This window comes from Arthrobacter sp. D5-1 (assembly GCF_017357425.1).
Taxonomy (GTDB): domain Bacteria; phylum Actinomycetota; class Actinomycetes; order Actinomycetales; family Micrococcaceae; genus Arthrobacter.
In genome coordinates this window covers 2,154,612-2,177,921 of sequence record NZ_CP014571.1, presented here as the reverse complement: position 1 = coordinate 2,177,921, position 23,310 = coordinate 2,154,612, and the positions used below count along the sequence as shown (strand labels likewise).

Below are 23,310 nucleotides of genomic sequence, written 5' to 3'. Positions count from 1 at the left end.
AGTGACTTTCGGCCCTGTTTCCTGGTTCCGGCACCACACATGCTGGGAGGGAAGGCAGGAGGCACACCATGGCACTTTCGGAGTTCGAACGGCTCGAACTGGACAACATTTCGCAGGGTCTTCTGGAGGAGGACCCCAGGCTGGCAGCACTCATGAGCCTGGAAGACCTTGATCGACGCCGTTGGAAGGGCATTAAGCGAGGCGGCCTTGCTGCGCTCGGCGGGCTCGGACTGCTGCTGGTGAGTTTCCCACTTGGCAGTCTGGCGTTGGGCGTGGTGGGTTTCCTCGTGATGGGTGGGGGAACGTACTGGGCAACCCTTTTCATGGGTGACCGCCCGTTTCGCTGGAGGCCGCGCGCCCGGACAAACGCCCACGAGAAGAACAAGGAACAGTCATGAAAGCACTCGTCGTTTACGATTCCGGCTTTGGCAACACCAAGTCGATCGCTGAAGCCATTGCAGCAGGCCTGAACTCACTCAACGCGAAGGTGTTGCCCGTCGGACAGCTCCGACCCGAAGATGTCTCCTCTGGCGACCTATTGGTGGTGGGAAGCCCCATCAATGGTTGGCGCCCCACCCAGAAGACGATGGAGGCTCTGGCACGGCTTGGTAGCCGTGGACTTTCAGGAGTAGTTGCTGCCGGCTTTGATACGAGGGTCAAGTTGTTCATCCACGGTGATGCAGCCAAGAAAATCACCAAGACACTTAAAGAGGCCGGAGCCAGCATTATTGCCAAGCCCGCGGCCTTCTACGTCAAGGGAACTGAGGGGCCCTTGCTTGACGGCGAGACGTCCCGCGCAACTGCGTGGGGTGAAGAACTCTTGGCCATTGCCAAAGCACATGGAATCCAAAGGAGCGCGTGATGGCAAGCTGGCTTGACCCAAACAAGATCATTGTTGGCGTCGACGGATCCCAAGCATCGGTGGAGGCCCTACGCCAAGGACAGCGCATTGCCCTGGCTCTTAACGCCCCGCTTGAAGCGTGGGGGTGCTGGGAAATGCCGCTGGGATACGAAGGATATCTGGCCATGGGCATAGATGGATTTGCCCACGATGCGGAGGAACGCCTCGATAAGGCAGTTGTGGAGGCTTTCGGTACTGAGAAGCCCCCGAACGTCAGTTCCCGACTTGTTCAACGGTCTCCCCGTGCCGGGCTTGTTGAAGGCAGCAAGCATGCGTCACTTCTGGTGGTAGGCCGGCGCGGTCACGGTGGTTTTGGGGGACTTCTGTTGGGTTCGGTCAGTTCGGCCTGCGTTGCGCACGCGCACTGTCCCGTTCTGGTGGTCCACTCCCCGGAGAAGGGTCACTAAGATGACCACAGGGCAGATGTCCGTCCCAGCAGCTCAAGGGGGACCGGTGACTGGCGCGCCTGCGGTGATTGAAGCGGTGGGGCTGACCAAGACATTTGGGAAGAATCACGCGCTCAACGCCATGAACCTGGAGGTGTCCGAGGGTTCCATCTTTGGCTTCCTGGGGTTGAACGGGGCGGGCAAGACCACCTTCCTCCGGGTCATGAGCGGACTTACCCGGGCGAGTTCTGGTTCACTGCGTCTTTTCGGCGAAGACGCGATGACAAACGGGCCGTCGATCCGCCACAACATAGGTTATTTACCGGATGTACCCGCGTTCTATGAATGGATGAACGCGCGGCAAACGCTTCGGCTCGCGGGCAGTTTGTTTGGGCTTGACGGACCGGAGTTGGATGCCAAGACGGAGGAATTGCTGGATTTTGTCCGACTCAGGGGAATCGATCAACCCATCGGCAAGTATTCCCGGGGAATGCGCCAACGGCTGGGCGTAGCTCAGGCGCTGGTCAATTCCCCAAGGCTGCTTTTGCTTGACGAGCCCACCAGTGCTCTTGACCCTGAAGGCCGCAGGGAGCTTTTGGACTTCATTGAAGCACTGCGCGGCAAGACCACAGTATTTTTCTCAACGCATATTCTCAGCGACGTAGAGCGCATCTGCGACTCCGTGGCAATTCTGGACAAGGGACGGGTTCTGGCTCAATCCACCATGGAAGAACTGCGTTCCCGTCGTGGACAGCGACGAATTCTCATCGATGTCAGTCAGGGGGCGGAAGCGCTCGCCGGAGTTTTCGGACAACAGGACTGGGCGGTCTCAGTCCAACCCGGACCGCGCGGCGAAATTGAAGTCCGGGTTTCGGACACAGAGACCGCGCAGCGTGAAATACCCCGCCTGATCAGCAGACAGGGTACGGGCCTCATTCGCATGGAAAACGCTGAATCCGGTCTTGAAGAGGTCTTCCTGGAGCTTGTCGGAAAGGGAAAGCAATGAGCACTTTCTCGGTACTGGCCGCCAAGGAAGGCCAGGAAATCCGCCGGACATGGCGGATTTGGGTGTTGCCCGCAATAGTCATGTTCTTCGCAGTGGTTGGTCCGCCGTTGGCCAAAATTACTCCCGAACTTCTGGGATCCCTCACAGCCGCGGCGCCCGGTTCGTTGGGATTGCCGGATGCCACTTTCAGTGACGCCTACGGGCAGTGGATAAAGAATCTCTCACAAATCGTCCTGTTCACCATCATCATCATGTATGGCGGCGTGGTGTCCAGCGAGATCCGCGAGGGCACCGCCGCCTTCATACTCACCAAACCAGTATCAAGGGCAACTTTCATCGCGGCGAAGGCATCCGTGCATGCCGTGTTCATCACGGTCGTGTTTGCCTTGGGGACCTTCACCACGTGGGCCGTCACCCTGTTAACCTTCGGGAGCGCGCCCTCGGGGCAGTTGTGGGGCGCGGCGTTCCTGCTCTTGCTCTACGGGATACTGGCACTGTCCTACACCATGCTGTTCTCGGTGTTGATTCCGGCACCGGCCGGGGCAGCTGGAACAGGGCTGGGGATCTACGCTCTGCTGGCCGTGGGGGCCGCCTGGGATCCGCTCGCAACCTTTGGGCCGGCAGCCGTACCCGGCATCGCAGCCGCGATTGCCGCCGGCCAGGAACATGTCTCGCCGGCTTGGCCTGCAGTGAGCAGCCTTGTCGCCGCCGCCGCTGCCCTCGGCGCTGCCACGATGATCTTCAACAGGAAAGAACTCTAGCCATGAAAAAGCCGGGTCACATCGTCCTACTTGTTGTCGGCATCGTTCTCTCTTTGCTCGGCTTCACGATGGCAGCGGCGGGCGCGGCAGCGGCATGGCTCGCCACTTCCCAAGACGACGGAGACTTTTTCACCTCCCCAACAGAGCGGTACACGGTTTCGTCCCGAGCATTGGTCTCTCCCCAGCTCGATGCCGTGGGCGAGGGCACGCCCGAAAGGCTCCCTTTCGACGTCGGAACCCTCAGGCTACGTGCCAAAGCGACAGATCCCGGCCGTGAAGTGTTCATCGGCATTGCACCCCAAAACGAGGTGGACGCATACCTTGAAGGGGTACACCGCACTGAGTTGCGTGACGTGAAATTCCAGCCCTTCCGGCCTGTGTACAGGGACGTTCCAGGATCATCCACCCCCGCAGCGCCCGGTGCCCGGCAGTTCTGGGCAGCATCAGCGTCCGGCCAGGGCGAGCAAGAGCTCACGTGGAACATAGCTCCCGGCAATTGGACGGTGGTGGTGATGAACGCTGACGCCAGCGCCGGGGTCTCCGCGGACCTGCAAGCCGGTTTCCGTTCCGACCTCATCAAACCCGCAGCAACTGGCCTGCTGTTCGCCGGCGTCCTGACCATCCTGATCGGCGTGCCGCTGCTGGTGTTGGGCGCCGTAGGCCTGGGCCGTGGTGGAGGATCGCAGGGGCAGCCCCCTTCGACATCTGCGGCAGCGCAAGGCTCCGCAGCGGCAAGCGCCATGAACTCACCGCTTCATTTCACCGGCCAGTTGGACCCCGCACTGTCGCCCTGGATGTGGCTGGTGAAATGGTTCCTCGCCATCCCCCATTTCTTCGTGCTGGTATTCCTTTGGTTCGCGTTCGCCGTTACCAGCATCATTGCCTGGTTTGCCATCCTTTTCACGGGCCGCTACCCGCTGTCCCTCTTTCACTTCAACGTCGGCGTCCTCCGTTGGAACTGGCGCGTGGCTTTCTACGCCTACGGCGTAGGTGGGACTGATCGCTATCCGCCGTTCAGCCTCTCCCGGACGGACTACCCGGCGAACCTGCAGGTGGATTATCCGGCGCGTGTCTCCCGGGGCCTTGTTCTTGTCAAGTCCTGGTTGCTGCTCATACCGCATCTGCTGATCGTGGGGGCGTTCACAGGAACGGCGACGTGGGCTTGGAGAACCGAGGACGGGCCCGCCGGCGTCATCAATGATCGCGGCGGAGGACTGTCCTTGCTGGGTCTGCTGGTGATCATCGCCTTGGTAATCCTGTTGTTCACCGGCAGCTACCCGCGCCCCCTGTTCGGCTTCATCATGGGCATCAACCGATGGGTCTACCGTGTGCTTATCTACGGAGCCCTCCTGCGCGACGAGTATCCGCCCTTCCGCCTGGACCAGGGTGCCTACGATCCCGAGCCACTGCAGCCCCCGAATCCTGACGGAAGGGCCGGCCTGCCGTGAACGACGGCCGCGCCCCCGCGGTAGCACCGGCGTCGCGAAGAAACGTACGACGGCGAGTGGTCGCCGTCGTGGTTTTGCTCGCCCTGGTAATTCTCGCCGGAGGGATCATACTGTTGGTCACTGCGCAGCCACAGGGAGCACCAAGCCCGCTGACGACAACGTCGGCCATGACGCCTACAACAACCACGACCACGGATTCACGTTCACCTGCGCCAAGTGCGTCGACAGATACGCCGGAGCCGGATGAATCGCCGAGCGTTGGGCCTGAGCCTGGTGACTCTGAGACTGGTGGACCGTCGGTTGCAGCGCTGCCGGAAGCACTGCTGGGACGGGATCTCGAGGAAATGCCGGGAGCAGGGAATGTGGTCGCGCTGACCTTTGACGCCGGGGCCAACTCAGCGGCCTTGCCCAGCATCCTGTCAACCCTTTCAGCGGAACACGTGAGGGCAACGTTCTTCCTGACGGGCAACTGGGCCCAGGCAGGCAGCGGAAGCGTGCACCGGATCCTCGCCGAAGGGCATCGGCTGGGTAATCATTCGATGAGTCATCCTGGTTTCACACAGCTGACGGATGCGCAGATCACCGAGGAGATTCGCGGAGCTGAAGCAGCGATCCTGGCTGCGGGCGGCGATCCCCGGCCGTTCTTCAGGTTCCCGTTCGGCGAGCGGGATTCCCGGGTCATCGCCACGGTCAACAGGCTCGGCTATATTGCTGTGCGCTGGAGCGTGGACACTCTCGGCTGGAAGGGAACCAGCGGCGGAGCCACTCAGGAAACAGTCCTTCGGCGCGTTGTTGACGGACTTCGCCCCGGCGCCATCATCCTGATGCACATAGGTTCCAATCCGGAAGACGGAACTACCCTGGATGCTGACGCGTTGCCCGGCATTATCAAAGAGATCAAGACGGCCGGATACAGTTTAGCGACCCTCGATCAGATACTGGCTGGCTAGGCATGGCGGCCGGCTTGAATCACGGCACCACGGACGCTGCCCATCACGGTTTGCCGGCACACGAGGTTGTCCTGCTTCTCGAAGCGGACGCCGCACGTGGGCTGAGTCCGGATGTCGTGGCCGTACGCGCCGTGACCTATGGGCCCAACCGTCTGCCCGGCATCCAACACGACAGCCTCCTGCGTTCTGCTGCCCGTCAGTTCAATAATCCCTTGATTTATGTCCTGCTTGCGGCAGCGGCCGTGACCGTGTTCTTGGGCGAGTACGTGGACAGTTCCGTGATTTTGGGCGTAGTTGCAGTCAACACAACCATTGGCCTGATTCAGGAAGTACGAGCCGAGGCGGCGTTGGATGCGTTGCGCGCGCTCGTCCCCACCCGGAGTATGGTGATCAGGAGCGGCCAGCGATTGAGGATCCCGTCGGACGAATTGGTCCCTGGCGACCTGGTCCTCATGGAAGCCGGAGACAAGGTCCCCGCAGACATCCGTTTGGTCCGCGTTTCAGGTCTAAAAGCAGACGAATCAGCATTGACGGGAGAGTCCGAAACAGTAACCAAGGACGAGGTTGTCCTTCCCATCAGCACTCCGGTGGCCGATCGACGCAACATGGTCTATGGGGGAACGCTGGTAACTTCGGGCAGCGGAGCCGGAGTGGTCGTTGCCACCGGCGGGGAAACCGAGCTCGGCGAGATTCACCGGTTGATCGGTACCGTCCGGCCGGTGCCCACACCGCTCACCAGCAAGCTGGCTAAGTTCAGTATGACGCTCACTATTGCCATCCTTGCGCTGTCCGCGTGCGCTTTCGTCGTTGGGCTTGCACGAGGGCAGGAAACCGCACTGATGTTCACGTCCGTCGTCGCTATGGCCGTGGGCGCCATACCGGAGGGGCTACCGGCCGCCGTGTCGGTCACCCTGGCCATCGGCGTCGGGAGGATGGCCAAGCGCCGGGCCATTGTCAGGCGACTCCCCGTCGTCGAAACCTTGGGCAGCACAACTGTCATTTGTTCCGACAAGACGGGAACTTTCACGGAAAACCAAATGACGGTGGCTGCACTGTGGACACCCGCTGCCAAGTACGACCTCACGGGCGTGGGGTATGGCCCGGACGGCTCCGTCCGACGACGGGAAAGCCACCGGGACCTCGGAGGTATCCCCGAGGGAAACGATGCGAGCATGACGTGGTGCCTTATTGCAGGTGCTGCATGCAACGACTCCGCCGTCTTCCAGCAGGATGACACCTGGCAGATACGAGGCGACCCCACCGAAGCTGCCATGATTGTGGCCGCCGGCAAGGGACATGCAGACCTTCAGGGGTTCCTTGCCCGACACCCAAGGATCAGCACCATCCCCTTCACCCACGAGCGCCAGTTCATGGCAACCCTCCATCGGGACGACGAGGGATACGCCGACGGCCTTTTGTTGGTGAAAGGAAGCATCGAACGCGTTCTCGAGCTATGCGTCGGGCAAATGGGCAGTAAGGGTGAATCCGAGCCCCTCGATGTCGGCGTCATCACTCAGGCTGCAGACGACCTGGCAGGCCAAGGGCTCCGGGTACTCGCAACAGCAATGACGCGGACCAAAGGCCTATCCCCCATCGACCCTGATGCCGGCCTTGGCGGCCTTACGTTTGTCGGTATGCAAGCGATGTTCGATCCGCCGCGAAATGCTGCCGCTGCTGCGGTACGTTCGTGCAGGACGGCAGGCATCAAGGTCAAGATGATCACCGGCGACCATCCGGGGACAGCCCAGGCCATCGCTGCCGCGGTAGGGCTCGACGGCGGCAGCGACCACATCGTGACAGGCGCCGATTTAGAGGGCAAAACGGCAGAACATCTGGCCGACGTCGTCGACGAAGCTTCGGTATTCGCGAGAGTATCTCCGGCCCAAAAACTCCTCTTGATCCATGCGCTGCAGTCCAACGGCCACGTAGTGGCCATGACAGGCGACGGCGTTAACGACGCCCCCGCCCTTCGCCAAGCCAACGTTGGCATCGCAATGGGCCATGCCGGCACCGAAGTGGCCAAAGAGGCATCTGACATTGTCCTCGCCGACGACAACTTCGCCACCATTGAGGCCGCCGTCGAAGAAGGGCGCAACGTTTTCGACAACCTGGTCAAATTCATCGTCTGGACCATCCCCACCAATATGGGCGAAGGCTTGGTCATTCTGGTGGCCATCATCATGGGCTGGCCCCTCCCTATCCTCCCTACCCAGATTTTGTGGATCAACATGACCACAGCCGTGGCTCTTGGCCTGATGCTGGCCTTCGAACCCAAGGAACCGGGACTCATGACCCGAGGTCCCCGGGATCCGGACCGCCCGCTGCTGACATGGGGGTTGGCGTTCCGCACGTTGCTGGTGTCCGTACTCCTGGTCAGCGGCACATGGTGGATCTTCGAGTTCGAGCTTGCCCGCGGTGCATCTCTTGACGAGGCCCGGACAGCCGCAGTCAACTTGTTCGTCGTCGTCCAACTCTTCTACCTCTTCAGCTGCCGGTCATTGACGCGATCCGTCTGGAAACTACGTCCTTTCAGCAATCGCTGGCTGGTGGTTGGAGTCCTGGTCCAGCTCGCAGGGCAGGCAGCAATAACCTACCTGCCGGTCATGAACGCCCTCTTCCACACCGCGCCCCTTGCACCGGATACGTGGTTGGGAATTCTGGGTGCCGGTGTAGTTGCTTCCGTGGCTGTGGCTGCTGACAAACGTTTTCGACACACCATCATTTAGGAGGAACGATGATTCGAGTGATGCTTCTGACCGTGCAAGCGTTGGTCGCGGTCACATCGATTGCCGGCGGCCTGGTCATGGCCTGGGGATCGTGGCCTGGAATGGACAAGAGTAATCTGCGGCCCGAGGTCCAGCTCCCAGTCGAGTACCTGGACGGGTCGCCATTCACCACCTACCTGGTTCCTGGGCTTCTGCTGGCAGTTGTCGTCGGTGGATTGCATACGGTGGCCTTCGTCCTGCTTCTTAGGCGACATGGATTGGCATCCATGGCGGCCGCCACGGCGGGATATTCCATTCTCGTGTGGATATTCGTTCAAATGGCACTGATCCCCTTCAGTGCATTGCAAGCGGTCTACTTTAGTGCTGGCTTGGCGGAAGTAGGATTGCTCTTGCTTTTGCTTGGAGTCGCCTCCCTGGAGCCAGGGGAAGACGTTCCGGGATCACTTGGGCCTTTGGGCCCTGTTGGGGACCGGAAAGCGACCGTAGGATCTCGACATGACCGACAAGAACATAGTGCCTGAGGCAGAAGTACTTGAACCGGACGATTGCTGGAGGCTGCTGGGCGAGACCAACATCGGACGGCTCTCCGTAATCGTCAACAGCCACCCTGATATTTTTCCCGTAAATTTCGCGGTGGATAACGAAACGATAGTTTTCAGGACGGGACCGGGAACCAAACAGTGGGCCATGGAGGATGACGCCGTGGTGGCCATCGAGGCAGACTCCGTCAGTGCCGAATTCGGAATTGCGTGGAGTGTGGTTGTAAAAGGCACAGTTGAGGACGCAGGGTCCGAAGGCCCTCGACTTGATGAGATCAGGCGCGCCCTTTTCCCGTGGCAGGGAGTGGGGCAGGACCACCTCTTCAGAATTGTTCCGGCCTCGGTAACCGGGAGACGATTCGACCTTTCGGCGCCGATGTCGCTTCAAACTCCACTCAACGACGCAACACGGGCCGGCTTGGAATAGCGCGGTGCGCCCTTGAAGAATCAGGTGGCACCGCCTCGCACCGGAACAGTCTTGTCAGCGGACCGGCTCGTCAAGAAATTCGGTGACCTAACCGCCGTCGACGACGTCTCCATCGCCATCCGCCCCGGTGAGACTTACGGCCTCCTGGGCCCGAACGGAGCCGGAAAAACCACCATCATCAACATGGTCGCCGGTCTGGTCCCCGCCGATTCCGGATCAGTGGACGTGGCCGGTATCCGGATGGACCCAGGGGGTGTAGCCGCGAAACGCAACCTGGGACTGGTCCCCCAAGAGCTCGCCATCTATCCGGATCTGACGGCACGCGAGAACCTGAACTACTTCGGCCGGCTCCAAAGTCTCACCCGGAAGGAATTGAACTCCAGGGTCGATACGGTTTTGGATCTTCTTGGATTGGCTGAGCGGGCTGGTGAACAAACCAAGAAATTCTCCGGTGGTATGAAGCGTCGTTTGAACATTGGAATCGGCTTGCTGCACCGTCCCGGTTTGCTGATCCTCGACGAACCGACGGTGGGAGTTGACCCACAATCCCGGAACTCAATTCTTGAGGCGGTGGGAAACCTCTCAAGGGAAGGCACCGCTGTCCTGTACACCACCCATTACATGGAAGAGGCCGAGCGCCTCTGTGACCGGATTGCCATCTTGGACCAAGGCCGGGTCCAAGCTGAAGGAACCAGGGACGAGCTTATTACACTAACCGGCGGCGTGGACCGGATCAGCCTTGTGGGGACCGGCAGAACCACGGCAGCCGCTGAAGCACTGAGGTCGCTCGACGGTGTTCACCGCGTCACTGATTCCGGAGGAACCGAACTGATACTCACCGTCAGGGACGGCGCCGCACTCCTTGCCGGCATTGTTACCACCGCTGCCCGCTCAGGAATGACCCTGGCATCAGTATCGGTGACTCGTCCGGACCTCGAATCGGTATTCCTGCACTTAACCGGCAAAGCGCTCAGGGACTGACCGTGCGGGCGTTGTGGACCATGGTCGGCAATGATTTTCGTCAACGGCTGAGGGACAGGTCGGTGCTCATCTTTTCGCTGATCGTCCCCTTGGCACTGATGGGAGTCCTGAGCTTGGCTTTCGGTCGACTGGGTACCGGCAGCGTCGACCTGCAACCAGCGGCTGTCGTAGCAAGCGTCCAAGACTCCGGTCCCCTAGGTGCTGCGTTGCTCGACTCGCTGGATTCGGTCGAGTCCATGAAGGTCACCGTCCGTCAGGTGCCGCCGGATGCCGTAGGTCCGGAAACCCGCACTACCGGTGCCGCCTTGGGCATAGTCATCCCGACCGACTTCAGTTCCGCCCTGGCTACAGGGCAGCCGTCCACCCTGCAACTTATTGAAGGCAGCGGGTCCGTCCTCGAGACGAGTGTCTTGATCTCAATCGTGACCGGAATCGTGGACCAGTTCACCACTGCGTCGGTAACGGAGACGGCTGCGAGACTGGGTGGAGTCCCCCTGATGCGGCGGCAGGCATTGGACGAATCGCGGTGACCGGCGACCCGATCCTCCATGTCACGGAAGGAATCGCGCCAGCTGGGCAGTTGTCGCTTCGGGCTGGCTTGGTGGCCGGTCAAACAGGCTTGTTTCTCTTGTTCACGGTGGGATTCGGTGTCCTTGGGCTACTGGTGGAAAAGGAACAGGGAACCCTCGGCCGGATCAGGTCCATAGCAGTGCCGCAGTGGACCATAATCGCCGCCAAAGCAGTCGTTGGTTTTTCGCTGGGAGTCGTCGCCAGCGCGGTGCTGCTTGCCAGCGGCACGCTCTTCTTCGGCGTTAACTTCGGCACCCCGGCGGTTGTGGGTTTGTTGGTCCTCGGGGCAGCGGCGGCGGCCACCAGCTTAACCTTTGTTGTTGCCAAGGTGGTTCGGACAGCCGAACAAGCAAATGTGGCGCAATCCATTGTTGCCATGGTGTTGATCCGCGGAGCCGCGGCCGGGCGATTCATCCTTCAACGATGCCCGGGCTGCAGCAACGTTCAATACCCTCCCCGGGATGCCTGCCATAACTGCTTAGGCACCGAATTGAGCTGGGAAGTCGCTGATCGCCGGGGCCTTCTGTCCGCGAAAACCACAATTCACTCAAGCAACGAACCGTACTTCCAGGAACGACTGCCTTGGACCATTGGGAGTGTGGCCTCGATGGAGGGGCCCACCATCGTGGCTCATCTCTTGCCAGGCTGCGTCACAGGCGAGCCTGTGGTCATGGAACTGCGACTGGATGCAGCCGGACGTGGCGTTGTCGTCGCCCGCCCAGCAACCGACCCCCCCGATTCCATCGAGCCAAGCGCCAGACCTAGCGAGAACGACTTCCTTTCAGACCCAAAAAGTAAGCGACTTCTGGTCACTGATGGTTGCTCAATGCTCGGCCACTTCGTCATCGCCACCCTCTTGGGGCGGGGCGCCGCTGCCGTGACAGCCGGCTGTCCCAGAACCGACGGCATCTGCCCGGAACACGATTCGAGCGAACGACTGACCTGGTTCAATGTAGCGGCAGACAGCTCGTGGCCATCCCGGGAGTGGTATCGGGCGGCCCAACTCCCGGACCCGGAAAGCACCGACGACAGTAGCGTTTTCGACGCTGTGTTCGATACGAGCAATTGAAATTGCCGCTCCTCTCTCATGAAGTCGTCTTTCATGCCAACTCAATCAGCAAGCGATAGGAGAACAATGTCTGTTCTGGCCGGGCTCACTGCAGCCCTTTCGAGTGGTTCCGTGGAAATCATCGATCTCACCACACCGCTCAGTTCCGAAACCCCCATCCTGAACCTGCCGCAGCCGTTCGCGAACACGGTGGGGCTTTCTGTCTCACCGGTGAGCAATTTCGACGACGCCGGACCGGCCTGGGCGTGGAACGACGTCACGGTGGGCGAACACGCCGGGACGCACTTGGACGCTCCGGTGCACTGGATCACGGGCAAGGACGGAAAGTCCGTGGACCAGATCGAACCACACCGCCTGGTGGGCCCTATCGCCGTGATCGACAAGACCACCGAGGTCTCCGCGGACCCGGATTTCCTGCTGGAACCGGAGCACTTTGAGCAGTGGCAGGATGAGCACGGGTTGTTTCCGGAGAACTGCTGGGTCATTTTCCGGACCGGTTGGGCCGCCCGTGGCACTGACGCTGCGGCTTTCGTCAATGCCGACGACGCCGGACCGCACACTCCCGGGGTCTCCGCGGCAGGTGCCAAGTGGCTCGCCGGCAACACTTCGATCAGCGGTTTCGGCGTGGAAACCGTGGGCATCGACGCAGGCCAAGCCGGTACCCTGGATCCGATGTTCCCCGTCCACTCGTTCCTGCTGGGCGCGGACAAGTACGGCGTGACGTCGCTCCGGAACGTGGACCGTCTTCCCGTTACCGGTGCCACCTTGGTGGTTGCTCCGTTGCCGATCGTGGGCGGGACGGGCAGCCCCAGCCGCGTGTACGCACTGATTGAAAAAGACGCGGCGGAGAAGGCATGAGCGAGCAGGTACGGGTCTCCGCGCTTGTGGGCAGAACGCTGGCGAAGCTCGGTGTCGGACACGTTTTCGGGGTGGTGGGAAGCGGCAACTTCGATGTCACCGGCACGCTCATGGCCCAGGGCATCCCGTTCACGGCAGCCCGGCATGAAGGTGGCGCGGCGACCATGGCTGACGCCTATACCCGGATGTCCGGGAAGGTGGGCGTTGTCACCACGCACCAGGGCTGCGGGCTGAGCAACGCGATCACGGGAATCGGTGAAGCCGCGAAGAGCCGGACCCCGATGATTGTGCTCACCGCCGATACGCAGGCTGCAGCAATCCGGTCCAACTTCAAGATCGACCAGGACGCCTTGGCCCGCAGCGTAGGAGCCGTGGCCGAACGGATCCACTCCCCCGCAACGGCCGTCGCGGACACCGTCAGGGCTTTCCGGACCGCCGTGAATGAGCGCCGCACAGTGGTCCTGAGCTTGCCGCTGGACGTCCAAAGCGGAACCGCCGCGGACGAGGTGGGTGCCGTCGTCGTGCCTGAACCGTTGAAGATCCGCCCTGACGCTGCCGCCGTGGAACAACTGGTGGCACTCATTGCCGCAGCGGAACGGCCAGTCTTCGTCGCTGGACGCGGCGGACGCGGCGCCCGGGACGAAATCCTGGCACTGGCGCAGCATGCCGGTGCGCTGGTGGCCACCTCTGCGGTGGCGAGCGGACTGTTCAACGGCGACTCCCACAACCTTGGCATTTCCGGTGGTTTTTCCTCGCCCACCACGGCGGAGTTCATCAGCGGCGCGGACCTGATTGTGGGGTGGGGTTGCGCGCTGAACATGTGGACCATGCGGCACGGTCGGCTCATTTCGGCCGGCACCACAGTGGTGCAGATCGACGTCGAAGACTCCGCCCTGGGTGCCAACCGGCCCATCACTCTGGGAGTTCTTGGTGATTCGGGGCTGACCGCGGCCGATGCGCTGGCCGCGCTGGCCGGTTTACAGCCCGAGTCGGCGGAGAAGTACCGCACCGAGGCCAACGCGCTGGCCATCAAGCAGGGCTCGCGGTGGCGGGACGTTTCCACAGCGGACCTGTCCACGGCAACATCCATCGATCCCCGCGTCCTCACCCGCGAACTCGACACCCTGCTGCCCGCAGAGCGGATCGTGGCCGTCGACTCGGGCAACTTCATGGGCTACCCCAGCCAATACCTTGCTGTGCCGGACGAGTTCGGTTTCTGCTTCACCCAAGCATTCCAAGCGATCGGGCTGGGCCTGTACACGGCCATCGGAGCCGCCCTTGCCCAACCACACCGCTTGCCCGTCCTGGGCGCCGGTGACGGTGGGTTCCTCATGGGAATCAGCGAGTTGGAGACCGCTGCGAGGCTGAAACTGCCCCTGGTGTGCATCGTCTACAACGACGCTGCCTACGGCGCGGAAGTCCACCACTTCGCTTCGGAGCACTCGGAGGCCGAGCTCTCCAGCGTCGTGTTCCCGGAAACGGACATCGCCGCGATCGCGCGCGGATTCGGCGCCGAAGGTGTGACCGTCCGGTCCGTGGGCGACCTCGATGCTGTGCGCCCATGGATCGCCGCCTACCAAGCCGGAACGCAGAACCGGCCCCTGGTGATCGACGCCAAGATCGCGTCCGACGGTGGTTCGTGGTGGCTGGCGGAAGCGTTCCAGGGCCACTAAGTAGTAGCTAAATCTACGTCGACGCAGTGAAGCGTACTTGAGCGTGCACACTCGAGGTTCCAGTCATGCGGTGGCCCGCCCCGAAAAATATGCAGGTCATTATGTATCCCGACCATGTCCGCGGCCGAAGGTTGGATCAAGTCGAAGGCCCGGGCTATGTTGCCCGGGCCTTCGTTCCCTGACGGAAGTGCTGACCAAGGACTCTTAGATCGTTTTGCCGGCGTCGGCCAGGAGGGTGCTGCCGGTCATGACGGTGGACAAGTCACTGGCGCAAAACAAGACCACTCGTGCAATGTCGTCCGGGGTTCCCAGCCGCCCCATAAGACTGCCGGTCATCACCGCGTTAGTCCGGGACTCCGACGTCAGACCAGCGTCCCCGGTGTGCATTGCGGCGGCAGCCGCCATGGTGCCCTCGGTGGGTACGAAGGTGGGCGCTACTCCCAGCACCCTGATTCCCATGGATGCGAACTCCAGCGCCATCTGCTTGGTCATGCCGCGGACGGCGTGCTTGGATCCCACATAGGAGGCAAGGCCGGGGGCTGTTCCCTCAAAGCCTGCGGTGGAGATGATGTTGATGATCACTCCGCTGCCTGCCATGTGGCGTACGGCTTCACGGGAGCCATTGAAGACTCCTCGGGTGTTGACGGCGAACACTTTCTCCCACTCTTCATCCTGCGTTTCCAGGACCAGTGTGCTGGGAAAGATGCCGGCGTTGTTGACCCAGATGTCGATGCCTCCCAGCTCAGCTGCCGCAAACGAGGCGGCCTTTCGCACTGACCCCGAGGCGGCCACGTCCATATCGATCCCCAGCGATCGGGCTGGGAAGCGTGCAGCGATTTCTGCGGCAGCTTCCCGGGCGCGTTCGCCGTCGATGTCTGCCAGAAGAACGTCCGCCCCGGCTTCGGCCAAGCGGATCGCGATGGCTTTGCCCAGGCCTTGGGCGGCACCGGTGATGACAGCCGTGCGGCCGGTCAGGGAAAGCAGGTCCCGGACTGGGGTAAGGGAAGCGTCGGCGAATGCGGTGGTCACGCGGGAACCTCGACGTCGAGTTGGTTGCTTCGGGCGACACTTCCCAGCCAGGCGAGGCTCGGTTTGGGTATGCGTGTGAACGTGTCCCTGTCCACGGCAATCAGACCAAAGGTTGGTTCCCAGTGTCCCCATTCGAAGTTGTCCAGCAGGGACCAGTGGAGGTAGCCGCGGACGTCGATGCCGTCAGCCATGGCATGCTGCAAACCTTGCAGGGCCTCTGAGGTGTATCGGATGCGCTGGTTGTCGTCGGCGGTCGCGATGCCGTTTTCGGTGACCATCACCGGGACTCCGCCGGTTACTGACCAGGCGTGCCGCACCGCCATGGCGAGGGCGTCGGGGCGGTAGGCGGTGCCCACCAGCGTATTGTCCGGGTTGGCAGGGTGAGGTACCAGGCCGTTGGCGTCCACTTCCTGACTTGAGTAGGCCTGCACTCCTACAAAGTCATCGCCGCGGCTGCCTTCCCAGTAGACGTCTTCCTTGCCGTAGCGGATTTCGAGGAGTTTCTCCTCCCCGCCGGGAGCCGCGGTGAGAGCCCCTGCGGCGATGGTCCACCCGACTTTCGCGGTGGTGCGGGCTCGGACGATGTCGCGGGCAGCGTGGTGGATGGCGGTGAATGCTCGCCCGATCTCCGGATCAGCGTAGGTGAGGAAGTCGCTGTGTGTTTGTTTGGTCTCTTCGGTTCCCTCGACGGTGGGGCTCTGCCACTCGGCACCATCGTGTTGTTGCATGCGGCGCATGGCCGTCATGATCGCCGCCTGCATATTGGGTTCATTCATGGTCACCACCCAGTCCACGCCTTCCAGGATGGTGGTGGCCTCCGTGACGTACCGCTGGAACTTTTCAGAAGCGTCCGGGGCCAACCAGCCGCCGTCGTTCGCGAACCACTGCGGAGTGGTGAAGTGCTGCAAAGTGACCACGGGGGTGACGTTCCGGGCGAAGCAGTGCTCGATCATGCGGCGGTAATGGGCCAGTTCGGCCTTGGAGAAGGCTCCCGGGGCGGGTTCAATACGTGACCATTCGAGGCTGAAACGGTAGGACGTAAGGCCGGCATCGGCCAGGAGATCGATGTCTTCACGGTAGCGGTGGTAGCTGTCGCAGGCGTCTCCGGAGAGTTCCATGCCTGGCATGGTCAGTTCACGTGCCCACCAGTCGCTGTTGACGTTGTTGCCTTCGATCTGGTGGCCGGCGGTTGCCGCGCCCCAGAGAAAGTCGGCGGGGAAAGTGGTCATGGTTGTTCTCTTCTTTCGTTAAGTCAGTGTGTTTTCGGAGCGGTTTGGAAGGTGTCTCGTCAGGTCGCGGGAACGGCCTCGGGTTCGTGGATGGATACGGGTGCGCTGGCCCGGAAGCGGCCTGGTCCTGCGTGGTGCTCGGAGCCGTCCGGGAAGACGATGCGCGCTTCTGTTTCGGCAGGGATATCGGCATCGATCCGCAGGGTGTCGCCGTCGAGCTGCCAGTGGACACGGATGGTGCCGTACGGGGACTCGTGGGTTCCCTTGGCCCAAGTGATACCCGGGGCCAACGTTGGAGCGATCACTATGGAGCGCCAAGCAATGGATCTTGCCGCCTGCCTCAGTCCCAGAGTGTGCTCATGCAGGAACCGGAGGACAGTGGCTTTGCTGTAGTGGTTGAGGGAATCCTGCGCATGACCGTGCTCGTCGATCCCTTCCCAGGACTCCCAAATGGTTGTTGCGCCTTTGTCCACCATGGACAGCCAGGACGGTGCCGTGCGCTGGAAAAGGAGCTCATGGGCAACGTCCAATCGTCCGGCTTCAACGAGCACAGGAAGCAGATCGCCAGTGGACAGGAAGCCCGTACCAAGGTGGGTTCCAGCCTCGCGGATCAACTCAACCAGGCGGTCCGCCGCACGGCTGCGCGACTCCATGGGAAGCAGCCCGAAGGACAACGCCCTGACGTAGCTTGCCTGGGTGTCGGCCGCTGTAGTGCCATCGTCCCGGAGGTACGCAAGACGCCAGGCGTCACGGACTGACTCGGCAACGTCGCCGTATTTCGCTGCATCCTCCGGCTGCCCCAGAACCTCAGCGATGCGCCCAAGAGTCGCGGCCGAGCGGTACAGATACGCTGTCCCGACCTCTCCCTTGTCCTCCATGAACCAAGCCATGGGGTTGTCCTGGACGGGGTCGATCAGGCGCCCGTCGACGTCGCGCTTTTTGGGCTCCGTCCATTCGCCCCAATGGAAAGTGCCATCCCAGAGGTACTGCTCGTAAGGCTCGGGCGTGGCTGATGCTTTCACGCGCTCGTGGTGCCGGGTCGTCCGTGCCATCTCCAGTGCCCATTGGACCCACCGGACCATGGCGTCCCAGTTCTCAGCAAGAACTGCTTCATCTCCATAAGCCTCGTAGAGCTCCCACGGCACCGCGACTATTGCGTCTCCCCAACCAGCCGAACCGGTCATCATGGCGAACTGATCATCCACGTGATTCTTGATCATGCGACCATCAGGAGAAAAGTTGGCGATGCGCCCGTCCTCGAGTTGATCGTCACGGACGGACCGCAACCATTTGCGGCTGAACCCCAGCACATCCCGCAGCCGCGTGGCTGTGGAAATGAAGACCTGGTAGTCACCCGTCCATGCCAGGCGTTCACGCGTGGGGCAATCCGTGGGGACGTCCACTGCGTTGCCGAGGAAGCTCCACTCCCCGATTCGGTGCAGGGCATTCAGGTCTTCATCGCTGCAGGAGAAATCACCGGTTTGTGGCAGGTCAGTGTGAACCACCTGCATGGTGACGCCGGCGGGATCCAACGGGGCCAGGTCTATGCCTGTCGCGTCGCGGGTGATGCGGGCGTACTGGAATCCGTGGACCGTGTGCCGTGGTTCAAAAACAGCACGCTCCTCCCCTGCCGTGACTTCGTCCCGTTGTGAGAAGATCCGGGCGGGTTCACCTGGCCGATGTGAATCAAGATGCGAGGTTGACAGGTCCCCGTCAGGGCCAAGGTGCTCGCCATAGTCAATGACGGTACGCGTGCCGGCAGGTCCAAGATCGTGGAGCCGGATCCAACCGGAGGCATTCTGGCCAAAGTCTGCGATCCAGACACCGGGCCGCAGTTCATGAAGACTCTCAGCTGGGCGCGAAGCGATCACTTTGACCGGCGGGGCGGGTGACCATTCGATTCCCGGTGCGGTCACTTCGTCCACCAAAACCACGGACGGAGCCGCGGACGGAACCGTGAAGTCGACCGTTTGACCTTCCATGAGATCCGCACGGGTCGTGGGCGATGGTGCGCTTGTCCACTTGCCGTCCGTTCCAATCATGCGGTGGGAACCATCCTCGAATTCGAGGTGCAGTTCTGCCCGGGCACCGAGCTTCGTTCCCCATTGGGCAGGGTGCCGGAACGCCCCCACCTGTCCCCGGTACCAGCCGTCCGAGAGCTCGATTTCCATGCGGTTCCCGCCCGACCGAACCAGCGACGTCACGTCGGACGCCTGGGCGTAGAGAGTACGGTCGTACGACGTCGACCCGGGGGACAGTTCCGCTGTACCGGCACGTTGACCATTGATCGCGGCAGTGTAAACGCCCAGTGCTGTGGCGTAGAGTCGGGCCGAGGTCACGGCCTGGGAGCCGGTCAGGTCTCCCAGATCAAACTCCGTAGCAAGCACGTGAGCTGGACGCTGGCCGTATGGCCTGTCTTCCCCCTCAACTGGTGAAATCCACGAAGCCGTCCAATCGGCGTCGAAAAGACCCGCCTCAAAAGGGGACCACACCGACCAACTGGCCGCTGGTTCCGCGGCGCGCACGCGCCAGGCTATCCGCTGCCTGCTGCGCAGTTCAGCCCAAGGCCAGGGAACGAAGAGGTGAGTGGTAGTGGACGCAAGTGGCTGCGCCACGCCGTCGACCGTCGCCTCCAGCTCGAAGGCCTTTGCCGGGATCCCTGCGTTGACTTTCCAAGACAACCGAGGAGCCGGCCCCGTGACAGGGAACTGATCCCCGCCGCTGTCCACGGTAAGCCCGAATGGCATGTGGTCCATGGTGGTTGGTTCTACTTTCGTCGGCATTGATTCGAACGGTGTTTCCATTAGCGAACGGACTTAACCTTGAGAGCGATGACGGAGCCGCCAAGGAGCGCAAGGACAGCGCCGGCCAGATAGAGGAAGGTGTAGTTCTTGTCCGTTCCCGTAATGCCGATGGTGATGATCACCGATGCGATTAGGGGTGCCACTGCACTGGGGATCTTTTGCGCGAAGGCCACCACCGCCATGTAGCGCGCCGTTTCCGTGCGGTTGGGCAGGATGGCGAAGATGATGGCTTGGTCAACGGTCGCGAACACGGCGATGGCAGTCTGCATGAGGACTGCACCGATGATCAGCTGCGGAAGCGACCAGGCGAAAGCCTCAGCCAAGGCCCCTGCCACGAAGATCAAAGCAGCGATGATGACGAACAGCCTGCGCCGCCTGAGCTTGTCCGAGAGGAAGCCACCCAGCAGGGCACCTGCTGCTGCCGCGACGACACCCAACATGCCGATCGTGGCCACAACTCCCGCCACCTCTCGGACGGGAAGTCCAAGGCGCTGCGCGTAAAAGAACGTGCCGAAGGTGGTGTTGAAGTACAGGCCCATGAAGAAGACGAAGCGGCCCAACCAGTTCCACGCGAAATCGGGGTACTTCCGGACGCTGAAACCGTAGCTGGCAACCACCGAGCGGAACGTTACCTGCGAATCAATGACGACGTCTTTGGAGCTGCCCTCCGGCTTGATGAGCGGGAACAGCGCCAAAAGTATTGCACCGATGACGCCTGGGACCACGAAGACCAGGAGAGTGTTTGAGGAGACAGCGTAGGCAACACCAATGCCCAAAACAGGCGCGATTTGGGTCATGAGGCCTGTTAGCGCTGAGACCCGTCCGCGCTGCGCTTCCGGCAGTTTGTCCGCCATCAGGTTCTGAATGGCAGCGCCGGAGATCGACCAACCGGACATACCAAGGATCCATCCGGCTCCTACCAGGAGCAGGTTGGGCGCCAGACCCATGACTACCAGGCCGGCCAGACCGATGGCCGTACCCAGGAAGATGAACGGGCTGCGGCGACCAAAGCGGGACCTCGTCCGGTCGCTCCAGATCCCCACGATCGGGCTGATGATCAGGTAGACCAGCTGGGCTATGCCCGTGATGAAGCCCAGTACCTGTTCCTGGCCGGGGGCGAGCTCCGTGATCCTCACAGCGATGCCGTAGGAAAGCGGCACCATCATGGCAATGGACGCTCCGAAGCTGGCGAGCATCAGCCAAAAGATGTAACTCCTGCTGACGGGACTCTGAGGTTCCTCCATCAGTTGAGTGCTCGGATCCGCGGTTGGCGGCTGGTTGCCAGGGACCGGCTGTGCGGCAGCGACGCCCCCGGCGAGGCTGGGGGCCTCGTGATTGTTCGTAGTCACCAATGACTCCTTCAAGAAAGTGGTCGCCCGCTGCCGGCATCCGCAGCGTGGCCCTGCGACGACATCGTCGAACCAAGTAAAGAGTAACCATCGTGGTTACTATTCGTGAATAGTAGTCATGGTGGTTACAATTGACAAGACCCCCGGAGAAATTGCCCGTAGCTTAGGAAAGAAGGTTTGGCGCAGTGACCACAACTACCGAGCAGGCAACCTCACCAAGTCCAGCCTCCCGCCGTCGCGGCCCGTACGCCACCACTCCGGCGAGGCGGGCTGAAATAGTCCGTGCGGCCTCTGCCAGCTTCGCTGAGCACGGCTACGAACGCGCCAGCCTCCGCGACATCGCGGCACGGGCCAACGTCACCCACGCCGCACTACTCCGCCACTTCGCCACCAAGGACGACCTCCTCCTTGCCGCCCTGGCCCAGCGCGACCTCGACGACGCCGAACTCGCCAACCGCATCATGGAATCAAAAGTCCCCCGCGAGAAGGTCCTGAGCAGCATCCTCCAAGAAGAGTTCGCCCACCCCGAGCACCTCCGGAACTGGCTCGCTATCACCATCGCCGCCACCAACCCCAACCACCCGGCTCACGACTTCTTCATTTCCCGGCGCGCCAAGATGCGCGAACACTTCACCAGCAAGAAACTGTCCACCACCGAAGACAGCCAGGAACTGACCGCCGACGACAAAGTCACCATGGTGATGGCCATGGTGGACGGCCTTCGGATCCAGTACCTCCTGGACCCCGAACGGGAATCCCTGCACCTCATGGAAACGCTGATGCGGTTCATCGCATCCCCAGACGACGATTAAAGCTGGAGGATGAGGGTGCGACCCGCGAAGATCGGCAGAGCGCGGCCGCCAGCGACGACACCTTCCCCTAACCGTATATCTGTGGCGATTATCTGTGGCGATGAGAGACCTTCGCCGACTGCAGCCGGAGGACAATCCATGGTGCCAGGCGGCACAGGACGCGGAAGGCGCAGTCCTGATCACGCTGATCTTATTTTCGTGGTTGTGGCTGGTTCTTTGGGTATAGGGCCGGTTATGTACGTCCCAGCCGGCGGATGTCCTCGCGGAAGTCGGTGACTGTTTTCTCACTAGCGGTTGCCCGGGTCTGGGCGATGGCTTCGAAGTATATTCGGGTTGCTTCGGCATACGCCCGGCGAGTCCGGTCCAGCTTCCGCGAGTTAGCCTTGGATCAAGAAGACGATTCATAGGCAACGGTTTGGCCATGAAGATGCGGCTGCACCCCTGCGGCTTCACCGTTCTGGAGGGTCATCGCAATACGTGGCTCCTAACTCCACCAACGAGCCGAAACCAAGAACTTTGACGCAAGATCCCGAGGTCATGTTGCGCTCAGTCCCCCTACCCATGAAGAGGTGTAGGCCAACGACGACCTACCGCACGAACCGCGAGAGGAACCCATAGCCCCAGTTCAGAGCAGGCGGAGGGCTCACGAGCCACGACCCTGAACCCGCTCCCCCACAACTGCACAGGCCAACCGGCCGCCAGGCACACGCCGGCACCACACATCAGAGACTCGTGTCGATAATTGTCAACACGTTAAAGCAAAAACCCCTCTGACGAGGGGGTATGCCGTGCCCGAGGTGGGAATCGAAAGGGATTCTGGGCCTTGGAAACACTTGGAAGTGCTGGAAACATGCGGAATCCGGGCCCGTTCGCCGGTTGTAAGAGGCAGTCCGGGGCGGGAAGTGTGGACATTGTCCACTTATCCCTTTTGCAACCCCTGCATACTCCGTGCGCCATGCAGATATTGTGCAGACTCTGCCTTTGCCCTCCGCACGGACTACAGGATCTTGTTTGCTGCCACCGTTCGTAACAGAATGAGGACGCAAATTCTGTTGGGACGTTTGTACCCTAGAAGGCACCGGTCGTCTCGCTTATTCGGCAGGACTTTCATCGTAGAGAGATTCACCGTCTAAGCCATGGGGAAGTACCAGATCCGAAGGGCCACAAACAGGCCGCCCCGGGCGCCACAACTTTTGCAGCCCGGTTAAAGGCTTCGGCAGGTTGCCGATTCTTCGACGCATTGGCTTCCGGCGAGGCCAAATGAGGCCTGCCCTCCACCACGAGACGGGCACTTCACCGCACAAGTAAAGCCCCTAGTCAACCGACGCGGGGCTTTACTGGGGTTTTTCACTAACTCGGATCACGTCCGTGGTGAGCTGGCCGATGACTGCCGTCCAGACTCGTTGGATACTACTGTCTTAGCTCGACGAACCAGGGCCCGGATAACGAGGACCTCGTAGACTACCACCACCAAAACTAGGACGTAGTCGTACCACTTCGCCTCGAATCGAAACAGCATGGCGCTCAAACCGACCAATACCAACAATTGCGTTGTGACAATAGCTGTCCATGGAGAAGGATTATTCACTTTATCCACAGGATACAACCACACCTCCTCCTGCATAAAGAACTCCCGTACCGAATACCGCCCAGCCTACTACTCCTAGGGGTACTGTTAGTGACACAACGACGCCGATCATGGCGTATGCGCACCCGACAGTGACAGGTGCACCGCGCGGAATTAGATCCGGATTATAGTGGGCCACATGACGTCCAGAAATATAAGTGTCTA

General features: G+C 61.4%; 19 protein-coding genes. 15 read left to right on the top strand and 4 right to left on the bottom strand.

Annotated elements, in window-relative coordinates; genetic code table 11:
• Window positions 1–68 precede the first annotated feature (68 nt).
• The 14 genes from AYX22_RS09910 (at window position 69) to AYX22_RS09845 (ending at window position 14,295) form a co-directional block, all read left to right on the top strand.
• Window positions 69–398: a DUF3040 domain-containing protein gene (locus AYX22_RS09910; RefSeq protein ID WP_207597255.1), complete on the top strand. Its 330-nt coding sequence runs from the start codon at window positions 69–71 to the stop codon at window positions 396–398.
• A complete protein-coding gene (locus AYX22_RS09905; RefSeq protein ID WP_207597254.1) occupies window positions 395–862 on the top strand; it encodes a flavodoxin domain-containing protein in 468 nt (155 codons plus the stop codon). The genes AYX22_RS09910 and AYX22_RS09905 overlap by 4 nt, the downstream gene beginning before the upstream one ends.
• Window positions 862–1,308 (top strand): universal stress protein, encoded by a 447-nt coding sequence (locus AYX22_RS09900; protein WP_207597253.1) that lies wholly within the window; start codon window positions 862–864, stop codon window positions 1,306–1,308. Before AYX22_RS09905 ends, AYX22_RS09900 begins: the two co-directional genes overlap by 1 nt.
• Before the next feature lies 1 nt (window position 1,309).
• Window positions 1,310–2,293 carry an ABC transporter ATP-binding protein gene (locus AYX22_RS09895; protein WP_207597252.1) on the top strand — a complete coding sequence of 328 codons (984 nt, stop codon included), beginning with the start codon at window positions 1,310–1,312 and terminating at the stop codon, window positions 2,291–2,293.
• Window positions 2,290–3,054 (top strand): ABC transporter permease subunit, encoded by a 765-nt coding sequence (locus tag AYX22_RS09890; protein ID WP_207597251.1) that lies wholly within the window; start codon window positions 2,290–2,292, stop codon window positions 3,052–3,054. Before AYX22_RS09895 ends, AYX22_RS09890 begins: the two co-directional genes overlap by 4 nt.
• 2 nt (window positions 3,055–3,056) lie before the next feature.
• The gene (locus tag AYX22_RS09885) at window positions 3,057–4,502 is read left to right on the top strand and encodes a DUF4389 domain-containing protein (RefSeq protein WP_207597250.1); all 1,446 of its coding nucleotides are present in this window, start codon (window positions 3,057–3,059) and stop codon (window positions 4,500–4,502) included.
• Window positions 4,503–4,669: 167 nt separating this feature from the next.
• A complete protein-coding gene (locus AYX22_RS09880; protein WP_242703586.1) occupies window positions 4,670–5,452 on the top strand; it encodes a polysaccharide deacetylase family protein in 783 nt (260 codons plus the stop codon).
• 14 nt (window positions 5,453–5,466) lie between these two features.
• On the top strand, window positions 5,467–8,178 hold the full coding sequence (locus AYX22_RS09875; RefSeq protein ID WP_242703585.1) for an HAD-IC family P-type ATPase: 2,712 nt from the start codon (window positions 5,467–5,469) through the stop codon (window positions 8,176–8,178).
• A gap of 495 nt (window positions 8,179–8,673) precedes the next feature.
• Window positions 8,674–9,144 (top strand): pyridoxamine 5'-phosphate oxidase family protein, encoded by a 471-nt coding sequence (locus AYX22_RS09870; protein ID WP_207597247.1) that lies wholly within the window; start codon window positions 8,674–8,676, stop codon window positions 9,142–9,144.
• 24 nt (window positions 9,145–9,168) lie between these two features.
• Window positions 9,169–10,125: an ABC transporter ATP-binding protein gene (locus AYX22_RS09865; RefSeq protein WP_207597246.1), complete on the top strand. Its 957-nt coding sequence runs from the start codon at window positions 9,169–9,171 to the stop codon at window positions 10,123–10,125.
• 62 nt (window positions 10,126–10,187) lie between these two features.
• Window positions 10,188–10,655, top strand: coding sequence for a hypothetical protein (locus AYX22_RS24040; protein ID WP_242703584.1), 468 nt, complete (start codon window positions 10,188–10,190; stop codon window positions 10,653–10,655).
• Window positions 10,652–11,764 (top strand): zinc ribbon domain-containing protein, encoded by a 1,113-nt coding sequence (locus AYX22_RS24035; protein WP_242703583.1) that lies wholly within the window; start codon window positions 10,652–10,654, stop codon window positions 11,762–11,764. Before AYX22_RS24040 ends, AYX22_RS24035 begins: the two co-directional genes overlap by 4 nt.
• A gap of 66 nt (window positions 11,765–11,830) precedes the next feature.
• Window positions 11,831–12,622, top strand: a complete 792-nt coding sequence (locus AYX22_RS09850; RefSeq protein ID WP_207597245.1) for a cyclase family protein — start codon at window positions 11,831–11,833, stop codon at window positions 12,620–12,622.
• Window positions 12,619–14,295, top strand: coding sequence for a thiamine pyrophosphate-binding protein (locus AYX22_RS09845; protein WP_207597244.1), 1,677 nt, complete (start codon window positions 12,619–12,621; stop codon window positions 14,293–14,295). The genes AYX22_RS09850 and AYX22_RS09845 overlap by 4 nt, the downstream gene beginning before the upstream one ends.
• A 204-nt stretch (window positions 14,296–14,499) precedes the next feature.
• Here AYX22_RS09845 and AYX22_RS09840 read toward each other — a convergent pair whose 3' ends face one another.
• The 4 genes from AYX22_RS09840 to AYX22_RS09825 are packed head-to-tail and all read right to left on the bottom strand — an operon-like array spanning window position 14,500 to window position 20,706.
• Window positions 14,500–15,324 (bottom strand): SDR family oxidoreductase, encoded by an 825-nt coding sequence (locus AYX22_RS09840; RefSeq protein WP_207597243.1) that lies wholly within the window; start codon window positions 15,322–15,324, stop codon window positions 14,500–14,502.
• Window positions 15,321–16,553 carry a family 1 glycosylhydrolase gene (locus AYX22_RS09835; protein ID WP_207597242.1) on the bottom strand — a complete coding sequence of 411 codons (1,233 nt, stop codon included), beginning with the start codon at window positions 16,551–16,553 and terminating at the stop codon, window positions 15,321–15,323. The genes AYX22_RS09840 and AYX22_RS09835 overlap by 4 nt, the downstream gene beginning before the upstream one ends.
• Before the next feature lie 59 nt (window positions 16,554–16,612).
• Entirely contained in the window at window positions 16,613–19,309 is a 2,697-nt protein-coding gene (locus AYX22_RS09830) for a family 78 glycoside hydrolase catalytic domain (protein ID WP_242703582.1), read from the bottom strand.
• 47 nt (window positions 19,310–19,356) lie between these two features.
• Window positions 19,357–20,706 carry an MFS transporter gene (locus AYX22_RS09825; RefSeq protein WP_242703581.1) on the bottom strand — a complete coding sequence of 450 codons (1,350 nt, stop codon included), beginning with the start codon at window positions 20,704–20,706 and terminating at the stop codon, window positions 19,357–19,359.
• Window positions 20,707–20,891: 185 nt separating this feature from the next.
• On the opposite strand from AYX22_RS09825, the gene AYX22_RS09820 reads away from it, so the two are divergent.
• Window positions 20,892–21,518, top strand: coding sequence for a TetR/AcrR family transcriptional regulator (locus tag AYX22_RS09820; protein WP_207597239.1), 627 nt, complete (start codon window positions 20,892–20,894; stop codon window positions 21,516–21,518).
• Window positions 21,519–23,310: the final 1,792 nt, after the last annotated feature.

Bases quoted from the DNA above. Each gene is read 5' to 3' on its own strand.
- AYX22_RS09910 (WP_207597255.1), top strand. From the start codon at position 69: ATGGCACTTTCGGAGTTCGAACGGCTCGAACTGGACAACATTTCGCAG.
- AYX22_RS09905 (WP_207597254.1), top strand. From the start codon at position 395: ATGAAAGCACTCGTCGTTTACGATTCCGGCTTTGGCAACACCAAGTCG.
- AYX22_RS09900 (WP_207597253.1), top strand. From the start codon at position 862: ATGGCAAGCTGGCTTGACCCAAACAAGATCATTGTTGGCGTCGACGGA.
- AYX22_RS09895 (WP_207597252.1), top strand. From the start codon at position 1,310: ATGACCACAGGGCAGATGTCCGTCCCAGCAGCTCAAGGGGGACCGGTG.
- AYX22_RS09890 (WP_207597251.1), top strand. From the start codon at position 2,290: ATGAGCACTTTCTCGGTACTGGCCGCCAAGGAAGGCCAGGAAATCCGC.
- AYX22_RS09885 (WP_207597250.1), top strand. From the start codon at position 3,057: ATGAAAAAGCCGGGTCACATCGTCCTACTTGTTGTCGGCATCGTTCTC.
- AYX22_RS09880 (WP_242703586.1), top strand. From the start codon at position 4,670: ATGACGCCTACAACAACCACGACCACGGATTCACGTTCACCTGCGCCA.
- AYX22_RS09870 (WP_207597247.1), top strand. From the start codon at position 8,674: ATGACCGACAAGAACATAGTGCCTGAGGCAGAAGTACTTGAACCGGAC.
- AYX22_RS09850 (WP_207597245.1), top strand. From the start codon at position 11,831: ATGTCTGTTCTGGCCGGGCTCACTGCAGCCCTTTCGAGTGGTTCCGTG.
- AYX22_RS09845 (WP_207597244.1), top strand. From the start codon at position 12,619: ATGAGCGAGCAGGTACGGGTCTCCGCGCTTGTGGGCAGAACGCTGGCG.
- AYX22_RS09835 (WP_207597242.1), bottom strand. From the start codon at position 16,553: ATGACCACTTTCCCCGCCGACTTTCTCTGGGGCGCGGCAACCGCCGGC.
- AYX22_RS09830 (WP_242703582.1), bottom strand. From the start codon at position 19,309: ATGGACCACATGCCATTCGGGCTTACCGTGGACAGCGGCGGGGATCAG.